The organism is Roseibium sp. RKSG952 (assembly GCF_009711355.1).
The window spans coordinates 160,810-168,938 of sequence record NZ_SMMF01000953.1 but is presented as its reverse complement, the minus strand read 5'-3'; the positions used below and the strand labels follow the sequence as shown (position 1 = coordinate 168,938).

9 protein-coding genes are annotated in these 8,129 nt (G+C 56.6%); 3 read left to right on the top strand and 6 right to left on the bottom strand.

The annotated features are described in order from the left end of the window. Positions 1 to 202 precede the first annotated feature (202 nt). Together E1297_RS35595 and E1297_RS35590 are read right to left on the bottom strand one after the other, a co-directional pair. Positions 203 to 1,138, bottom strand: coding sequence for a DMT family transporter (locus tag E1297_RS35595; RefSeq protein ID WP_155146553.1), 936 nt, complete (start codon positions 1,136 to 1,138; stop codon positions 203 to 205). Positions 1,139 to 1,288: 150 nt separating this feature from the next. Then, a complete protein-coding gene (locus tag E1297_RS35590) occupies positions 1,289 to 1,702 on the bottom strand; it encodes a group III truncated hemoglobin (protein ID WP_155146551.1) in 414 nt (137 codons plus the stop codon). 162 nt (positions 1,703 to 1,864) lie between these two features. On the opposite strand from E1297_RS35590, the gene E1297_RS35585 reads away from it, so the two are divergent. Continuing rightward, on the top strand, positions 1,865 to 2,332 hold the full coding sequence (locus tag E1297_RS35585; RefSeq protein ID WP_155146550.1) for a DUF1203 domain-containing protein: 468 nt from the start codon (positions 1,865 to 1,867) through the stop codon (positions 2,330 to 2,332). 3 nt (positions 2,333 to 2,335) lie between these two features. Here E1297_RS35585 and E1297_RS35580 read toward each other — a convergent pair whose 3' ends face one another. Then, on the bottom strand, positions 2,336 to 3,328 hold the full coding sequence (locus E1297_RS35580; RefSeq protein ID WP_155146549.1) for an ABC transporter ATP-binding protein: 993 nt from the start codon (positions 3,326 to 3,328) through the stop codon (positions 2,336 to 2,338). Positions 3,329 to 3,417: 89 nt separating this feature from the next. Here E1297_RS35580 and E1297_RS35575 point away from each other — a divergent pair, with 89 nt between their 5' ends. Continuing rightward, on the top strand, positions 3,418 to 3,594 hold the full coding sequence (locus E1297_RS35575; RefSeq protein ID WP_155146547.1) for a zinc-finger domain-containing protein: 177 nt from the start codon (positions 3,418 to 3,420) through the stop codon (positions 3,592 to 3,594). A gap of 7 nt (positions 3,595 to 3,601) precedes the next feature. Here the strand turns inward: E1297_RS35575 and E1297_RS35570 are convergent, their stop codons facing one another. Next, positions 3,602 to 4,093 (bottom strand): hypothetical protein, encoded by a 492-nt coding sequence (locus E1297_RS35570; protein WP_155146546.1) that lies wholly within the window; start codon positions 4,091 to 4,093, stop codon positions 3,602 to 3,604. 27 nt (positions 4,094 to 4,120) lie between these two features. Between E1297_RS35570 and polA the strand changes: the two genes are divergently transcribed. Further along, a complete protein-coding gene (polA, locus tag E1297_RS35565; RefSeq protein WP_155146544.1) occupies positions 4,121 to 6,925 on the top strand; it encodes a DNA polymerase I in 2,805 nt (934 codons plus the stop codon). 50 nt (positions 6,926 to 6,975) lie between these two features. Here polA and E1297_RS35560 read toward each other — a convergent pair whose 3' ends face one another. Together E1297_RS35560 and E1297_RS35555 are read right to left on the bottom strand one after the other, a co-directional pair. After that, on the bottom strand, positions 6,976 to 7,206 hold the full coding sequence (locus E1297_RS35560; RefSeq protein WP_155146543.1) for a DUF2798 domain-containing protein: 231 nt from the start codon (positions 7,204 to 7,206) through the stop codon (positions 6,976 to 6,978). 73 nt (positions 7,207 to 7,279) lie between these two features. Then, the gene (locus E1297_RS35555; RefSeq protein WP_155146542.1) at positions 7,280 to 8,035 is read right to left on the bottom strand and encodes a hydroxypyruvate isomerase family protein; all 756 of its coding nucleotides are present in this window, start codon (positions 8,033 to 8,035) and stop codon (positions 7,280 to 7,282) included. Between the last annotated feature and the right edge of the window lie 94 nt (positions 8,036 to 8,129).

Below are 8,129 nucleotides of genomic sequence, written 5' to 3'. Positions count from 1 at the left end.
TGAAGCGCACAGGTTCAAATCATACTCCCGCGTCAAAACCTACAAAAAGATCATAGAACGCTCGCAGTTTGACGTGTCAGAAACAAGCGGATCTACGGTCGACGGGTGAAAACCAAACACCGAACAACAAGATGAAACGAGGCATATGGCCATCTAACAAATGCGATGGGGCATTTGTCAGAACTTCTCGGTAGCAACGGTATTATTTACCCGGCCTAGAGGCACCTGTATCGGCCCGCGGCGACCGAATGCGCAGCACTGGTTTATTGGGTGACACGTTTGAACGGCTTTCCCGCCATACAACAAATACACCTGAAGCAATAATGATACTGGCCCCGACAGCAACCCACGCATCTGGCCGTTCGCCAAAGAATACCGCTCCAAAGATCGTTGCCCAGATTATCTGAGTATACTGACTCGGCGCCACAGCACCGGCAGGGGCGGCCCGATACGCCAGAATGATCAGGTGTTGCGCGATCACCGAGAAAACTCCGACCAACGCCATCATGCCCAGATGTGTCAGAGAGGGAGGTTGATAGACGGCAGGCTGGGCCAGGCTCATGATGATGATGGCCAGTAGCAGAGGATACAGGATCAGAACGGCTGAGCGCTCTTCGTTTCCGATCTTTCTTACCAAAACCGATGCAAAAGCGCTGCAGAACGCGGCCGTCAGTGCTGCGACATGCCCCAAAGTGATTTCGGTAGCTCCCGGGCGAAGGACAATTAAAACACCGATCAATCCGACGCCTACCGCAGCCCAGCGCTGCGCACGGACAACTTCCCCGAGGATTGGAATGGATAATACCGTCACGATGAGTGGGAACGAAAACAAGAGTGAATAGACCTCGGCCAGAGGCAGGACTGAGAACGAATAGAATGCGCAGGACATGGAGGCGACCATCAAGGCCGACCTCAGAAGGACCAGCCAGGGGTGACGCGGCCTGAAGTTATCACTTGTTCGGTCTGCCAGTATGGTCACGGCCATTGGAACAAATGAAAACAGTGTTGCGAAGAAAATGATCTGCAACACCGAATAGGTTGCGCCAAGATACTTGATCAGCGCGTCGTGTGTCGCGAAAACCGCAAATCCGAGAAAGGCATAACCAAGGCCCTGAAGGGTGGCATTTGGACTGTTCATCTGATCGGCCTCGGGCAATCTATGGCGGCGTGTTAGGTGGCAGACACGGTGGGAACCAATGTCGCCATATGCTGCTTAAACCCTATCAACAGAGTCTGACAGCCCAAACTTTATCGCTAACATGCGCAATCTGTGACAACTTAGGCCTGTTCAGCGCAGGATTGGAGGAGCTCCGGCAGGTTGCCGCGCGGCAGTGACACCGGCTTTCATGCCGACACCAATGCGGCGGGCAAGAGCGACCCACGGAATCGCGGTTTCAGGTGGCAGCGTTTGTGTGGCCACAGTTTCAAACAGATCAAGCCAGCGTTCAAAGAGTTCAGGAGAGACGTCGGAACGTTCGATATGAACGCGCTGGGGGTTTCCGTCGTAACAACGTTCGAACAGGATCGCATTGCGCCAAAACGCGGCGATCTTTTCTTCGTGTTCTGGCCAGTTCCGGACATGATTGCCAAAAACGGGTCCAAGTGACTCGTCCTGCCGGACACGTGCATAAAACGCCTCTACCTGAGACGCGATTTGCTCGGGCGTCGCTGGAAAGCGGGGAAGTCTGACAGGATTGGTCATTTTCGAGGTTTTGCCCTGAGATGTGGCTATAACGCCTCGATAGCTATTCCGGGCACGATCTCACAGAGGCAGCATTGTCGCGGGTCTTCCCTCTATGCGCAGGAAACGGGTCGCTTGGAACCCGCTTCATAGGCACCTTCGCAGTAACGAAGGAGATCTGTGATGTACAAGATAACTGCCCTGCCAACCGATGATGTCCGCGCTTATCAGACAGGTGCACCCGACGCGTATGGAACCGCCCCAGAGCGGGCGATATCGAATGGAAATGGCAACCCTTGTCGCCATTGTCTCCAGCATATTCCCGAGGGTGAAGAGATGTTGATTCTGGCACATCGGCCTTTTTCAGAGACACATCCTTATGCGGAAACCGGTCCGATCTTTCTTTGCGCCAAACCATGTAAGCGGCATTCAGAAAGCGAAGGCATGCCTGAAGTGCTGACCTCTTCCCCCGACTATCTGATCAAGGGGTACGGGCATGATGACCGGATCGTCTATGGGACCGGGGTCATCGCACCGACGAACCAGCTGGGATCAGCTATCTCCGAGATATTCACCCGTTCGGATGTGGCCTACATCCATGTGCGTTCGGCGCGGAACAATTGTTATCAGGCGCGGATTGACCGGGCGTGACGATCACAGTTTGACGCGGTGCATTCCCCGGCGTGGCTTCGATTGATCGTCGGCCGGGGGATCATCTGATCGGTTGGATGTGAGTGCGAGAAACACATCCTCGAGATCAGCTTCCTCGGTTCGCACGTCCCGAATGCGGATGTCAGCCTCCCGTACGGACTCCAACACTTGCTCGGCGCTTGTCGCGTTACTTTGGTAATGCAATGCAAGACTGCCATCTTCGCGCAGAGTGGCCGTTACGCCTTCAGAATCTGGGAGTTCAGCAATTGGGGCGTCGGGGACGATCACGATAGTCCGGCGGTCCATCTGTCCCAGCAGATTTGCGGTACTGTCCTGCGCGACTTTTTCACCGTGATTGATAATGGCGATCTCGTCACACATTTCCTGTGCTTCTTCCAGGTAGTGAGTGGTGAGAATGATGGTCATGCCTTGTTCGTTCAGCTTACGCACATTGGTCCAGAGCATTTGACGCAGCTCGATATCCACACCTGCAGTTGGTTCATCCAGAACCAGCACTTTGGGGTGATGAACCAGTGCCTTTGCCAGCAGCAACCGCCGACGCATCCCACCCGAAAGGGTTCGGGCATAGGCCTCGGCCTTGTCGCTCAATCCCACCAGTTCGAGGATATCGTCGCTGCGCCGCTCAGACTTGGGCACCCCATATAGACCGGCCTGAACTTCCAGTGCTCCACGTGGCGTAAAGAACGGATCAAGATTCAGTTCCTGTGGCATCACACCAATGGCAGCCCGTGACTGGCGGGGGTTCTGATCCTGATCTAGACCCCAGATCGAGACCTGACCCGACGTCTTGACAACCAGCCCGGCCAAGATGTTGATGAGTGTGGATTTCCCGGCACCGTTTGGTCCCAGCAAACCAAAGACAGAGCCTCGGGGAACGGTCAGGTCGATGCCTTTGAGCGCGTGTTTTTCCGGCTGGCCTTTGCCGCCGCGATAGGTTTTGCGCAACCCTTTGATACTGATCGCCGCGTTGGTCATCTGTGGCCCTTGCCCCCGGTTTGCTCATCGCTCATAAACGCACCTAATGCATGCCCGCGAGGCCGACAACCAGTGAAGGATCGCCAGCGATGACTATCGAAGCGCCGGAAACCAAGATCGTCGACAAAAGCCGGATCGCCTGTGACGGTGGCGAAGGGGCTTTGGGCCATCCGCGCGTCTGGTTGCAAATTCCCGAAGACACAGGCTGGGTCGAATGCCCCTATTGCGACTGCAAATATGTGCTGAAGGGCAGGGAACAGGCTTGATTGTTTGTCAGACCCCAGGTTTGGCAAAACTCTGACACAGCGCGCTTGTATCTATATCGCCATATTTGTTGACCAGAAACTGATCGACGTTGGTGCCGGACCAAACGTGAAATGACTCACCATTGCTGAGCATGCCCAGACCGCTGGCGGTGCCGGTTTCCGGATGCTGGTAGGTGAAAAAGGCGCGCCCGGTCAGCCCATTGTCGCATTCAAGCGTGGCTTCCCCAAAGCCGAAACTTCCGTTTGCCGTCCACTCGCCATGGCACCCGAAATCAGCACTGGTGCGCCCGGCGTGGGTGCCGCTTCCCCAGCCAATGGCGCGGCCTGTGAAGTAGATACCACTATCCCCCAGACATGCCAGAATCGGCGCGCAGTTGGAGGTGCTGTTAACTGTGCCAACACAGTCGGAAGGCAGTTTCGGGCCTGCCGATACCGATGTGGCCATGAGAGTGATTGCGGTTGCGGACGTGATGGCCGATAAAACGTGCAGACTGTACATGACCACGATCTTATGAGGCGCACCAGCATGAGCAAGAGCGAATTCGGAAAAGGCTGTCACCTGCATTTGATCGACGGATCGGCCTTTATCTTTCGGGCTTATCACGCGCTGCCACCGCTGACGCGGAAGTCGGACGGGTTGCCGATCGGTGCCGTTTCGGGCTTCTGCAATATGCTGCAGAAATATGTTGAAGGGAACGCCGGTCCGGATGCACCGACCCATGTGGCGGTGATCTTTGACAAGGGTTCGCACACTTTCCGCAACGACCTTTACGACCTCTACAAAGCCAACCGTGAGGCGATGCCCGAGGATCTGCGCCCGCAGATGCCGCTGACCCGCGAGGCGACCAAAGCGTTCAATATCGCCTGCAAAGAGTTGGAGGGTTATGAGGCGGATGACATCATCGCGACCCTCGCCGTTCAGGCGCGTGAGGCGGGTGGGCGTGTCACCATCGTCAGCTCGGACAAGGACCTGATGCAACTCGTCGGTGACGGGGTCGAGATGCTGGACGCGATGAAGAACAAGCGCATCGACCGGGATGGGGTGTTCGAGAAGTTTGGTGTCGGGCCGGAACGGGTTGTGGACGTTCAGGCGCTGGCCGGGGACAGCGTGGATAACGTGCCCGGTGCGCCGGGGATCGGGATCAAGACCGCGGCGCTGTTGATCAACGAATATGGTGATCTGGAAACGCTGTTGGACCGGGCGGAAGAGATCAAACAGCCCAAGCGCCGCCAAACCCTGATCGAAAAGCGCGATCAGATCGAGCTGTCAAAAAAGCTTGTGCAGCTGGACGAGAACACGCCGCTGGATTTCACGCTGGACGATCTTGAGGTAAAAGACCCCGAGCCGGATACGCTGCTGGGTTTTCTGGCGGAAATGGAGTTCCGCACGCTGACCAAGCGCATCGCCGATAAACTTGGGGCCGAGGCGCCGGTGATTGCTGATGCACCTGCGCCTGTCGCCGAAGTGGTCGAAGCCGAGGCTATCCCGTTCGACGCGTCCAAATATGAATGCGTGCGGGATGCGGCTGCGCTGCAGAAGTGGATCGATCAGGCCTACGAGCGGGGCTGGGTGGCGGTTGATACAGAAACCACCGGCCTGAACGAAATGATCGCCGATCTGGTGGGCATTTCGCTGTCCGTTGAGCCGGGTGAAGCCTGCTATATCCCTCTGACCCATCGCGACGGCGCAAGCGACGATCTGTTCGGCTCGGATGCTCTGGCCGAGGGGCAGATGCCGTTGGATGAGGCGCTAACGCTGCTGAAATCGATGTTCGAGGATCCGTCGATCCTGAAGATCGGGCAGAACATGAAGTATGACGCCAAGATCTTTAAGCGTTATGGGGTGTCCGTCGCACCGATCGACGACACGATGTTGATGTCTTACGCAATGCATGGCGGCGAACATGGCCACGGTATGGACACGCTGTCCGAGCGGTATCTGAGCCATACGCCGATCCCGATCAAACCGCTGTTGGGAACAGGCAAATCCGCGATCACCTTTGACAAGGTGCCGATTGACGAGGCGACTGCCTATGCGGCTGAAGATGCCGACATCACCCTGCGCCTTTGGAAACTGTTCAAGCCGCAATTGCACCAGGTTCAGGTGACAACGGTTTACGAGACGCTCGAACGCCCACTGGTGCCTGTTCTGGCTCAGATGGAAATGTATGGCATCAAGGTTGACCGCGATGTCCTGAGCCGTATGTCGAATGCCTTTGCGCAGAAAATGGCCGGGTTAGAGGCTGAAATCCACGAATTGGCAGGTGAAAACTTCAACGTCGGCTCGCCCGCGCAGCTGGGTGAAATCCTGTTCGACAAGATGGGGCTGGAAGGCGGCAAAAAGGGCAAGACCGGGAAGTATTCAACCGGCGCGGACGTTCTCGAGGATCTGGCGACCGAACATGAATTGCCGCGTCGGGTGCTGGATTGGCGTCAGCTATCCAAGCTGAAATCGACCTACACGGACGCGCTGCAAACCCATATCAACCCGGATACGGGGCGGGTGCATACTTCTTATTCGATTACCGGGGCCAATACCGGCCGTCTGGCCTCGACCGATCCGAACCTGCAGAACATTCCGGTGCGGACTGAGGAAGGGCGGCGCATTCGTGAGGCGTTTATTGCTGAGCCGGGGAATGTGCTGGTCAGCCTTGACTACAGCCAGATCGAACTTCGTATTCTGGCCCATATTGCGGATATACCGGCCTTGAAACAGGCGTTTGCCGATGGGTTGGACATTCATGCGATGACGGCGTCAGAGATGTTCGATGTTCCGCTGGATGAGATGACGCCGGATATTCGCCGTCAGGCCAAAGCGATCAACTTTGGTGTGATCTATGGCATTTCCGGCTTTGGCCTGGCGCGCAACCTGCGCATCCCGCGGGCCGAGGCGCAGGGCTTTATTGACCGCTATTTCGAGCGCTTCCCGGGCATTCGGAAATACATGGATGACACCGTCGCCTTTGCCAAAGAGCATGGCTATGTGCAGACGTTGTTCGGGCGTAAAATCCACACGCCTGAGATCAACGCCAAGGGACCGCATGCGGGGTTCTCGCGCCGGGCAGCGATCAACGCGCCGATACAGGGTACGGCGGCGGACGTGATCCGGCGCGCGATGGTGCGGATGCCGGATGCCATCAACGGTTTGCCTGCAAAGATGCTGTTGCAGGTGCACGACGAATTGCTGTTCGAAGTTGCCGAGGATTCAGTGGCTCATGTGATCGACGTTGCGCGCGATGTGATGGAAGGTGCCTCTGACCCGGCAGTGAAGCTGGATGTGAAGCTAAGCGTGGATGCCGGACAAGGCGCAAACTGGGCCGAGGCGCACTGATACCTCGGCAGCGCCGCTCATCAAGCCCGATGGGCTCTCTGCGCGTCGGGTCAGGCCTCAGGCTTGACCATGCGCCCGACCAGCCGTTTTACGGCGGGGCCAAGCAACAGGATGACTGTGAACGCAATGGGCCAGCAAAATGCCCAGGATGCCATCCAATCACCGAGTGTTGAGGGGCCGAAACCGATCGCTTTCAGCGTCGCAATGCCGGTGACGATACAGGACATCAGGCCGGACATGATCAATCCAAATACGGCGTGGGCAAATCGGGCGGGTATCATTTGATTGGTCCTTGGTCAGACGACGCCCTATTTGCAGTGATCAGATGGCGGAAATCCAGTGCGCCTGTGCACATTACCCGCGCAACCAGTGCAGAGTGTCTTCGGTTCGTTTGGCCGAAGGAATGTACTCTGCACTAACCCATCCCTCGTAGCCTCTCTGGTCCATTGCATCAAACAGCGCCGGGAATCCCGGGCTGTCCAGTATCGGTTCCGACCGGTTCGGGGCTGCGCCGATCTGTGCGTGAACGATGCGATGTTGAAACCGCTCCCAGATCGACAAAGCATTACCGTGGATCATATGCGCGTGAAAACTGTCATATTGCAGGCCAACATTGGGACGATTGACCTGATCCAACACCTGTTCTGCCAGATCGTAGTCGCACAGAAAGTAGTCCGGCTGCGAAATGCGATTAAGAGGTTCGATGGTGAATTGCTGATGCGGTGCGAAATCTGCTGCCCATTGGAGGTTTTTTACAAAGCAATCAAATGCCTCAGAACCCTCGGCGTATCCTGACATCACATGGATCAACCCCGGTTGCAGTACATCGGCGTAGCGCAGAACGCGGCGTATGTCGGATTGAAACCGAGCCTCTCCGCCGGGGACGGCCGCATATCCGGGTTCGCCTCCGGTGTAGTTCGGCGGTGGTGCATTGATCAGCACCAACTCCAATCCATTCGCCAGGAGAGCGCGTCGCGTTTCCTTGGCTGCCAGATCGTACGGGAACAGGATCTCAACAGCCTTGAACCCGGCACTTGCGGCGGCCTGAAACCGGTCAAGGTAAGGAAGCTCTTTGAAGAGCAACGAGATATTGGCAGCAAATTTGGGCATGTATCGTCTCGGGTATCGATGGGCGGACCTTAGCGGTCAGGTGTTTTTCGCAAAAGAGCCTGAAAACGACAGAGTGTCGAAAATTAGCCAGATC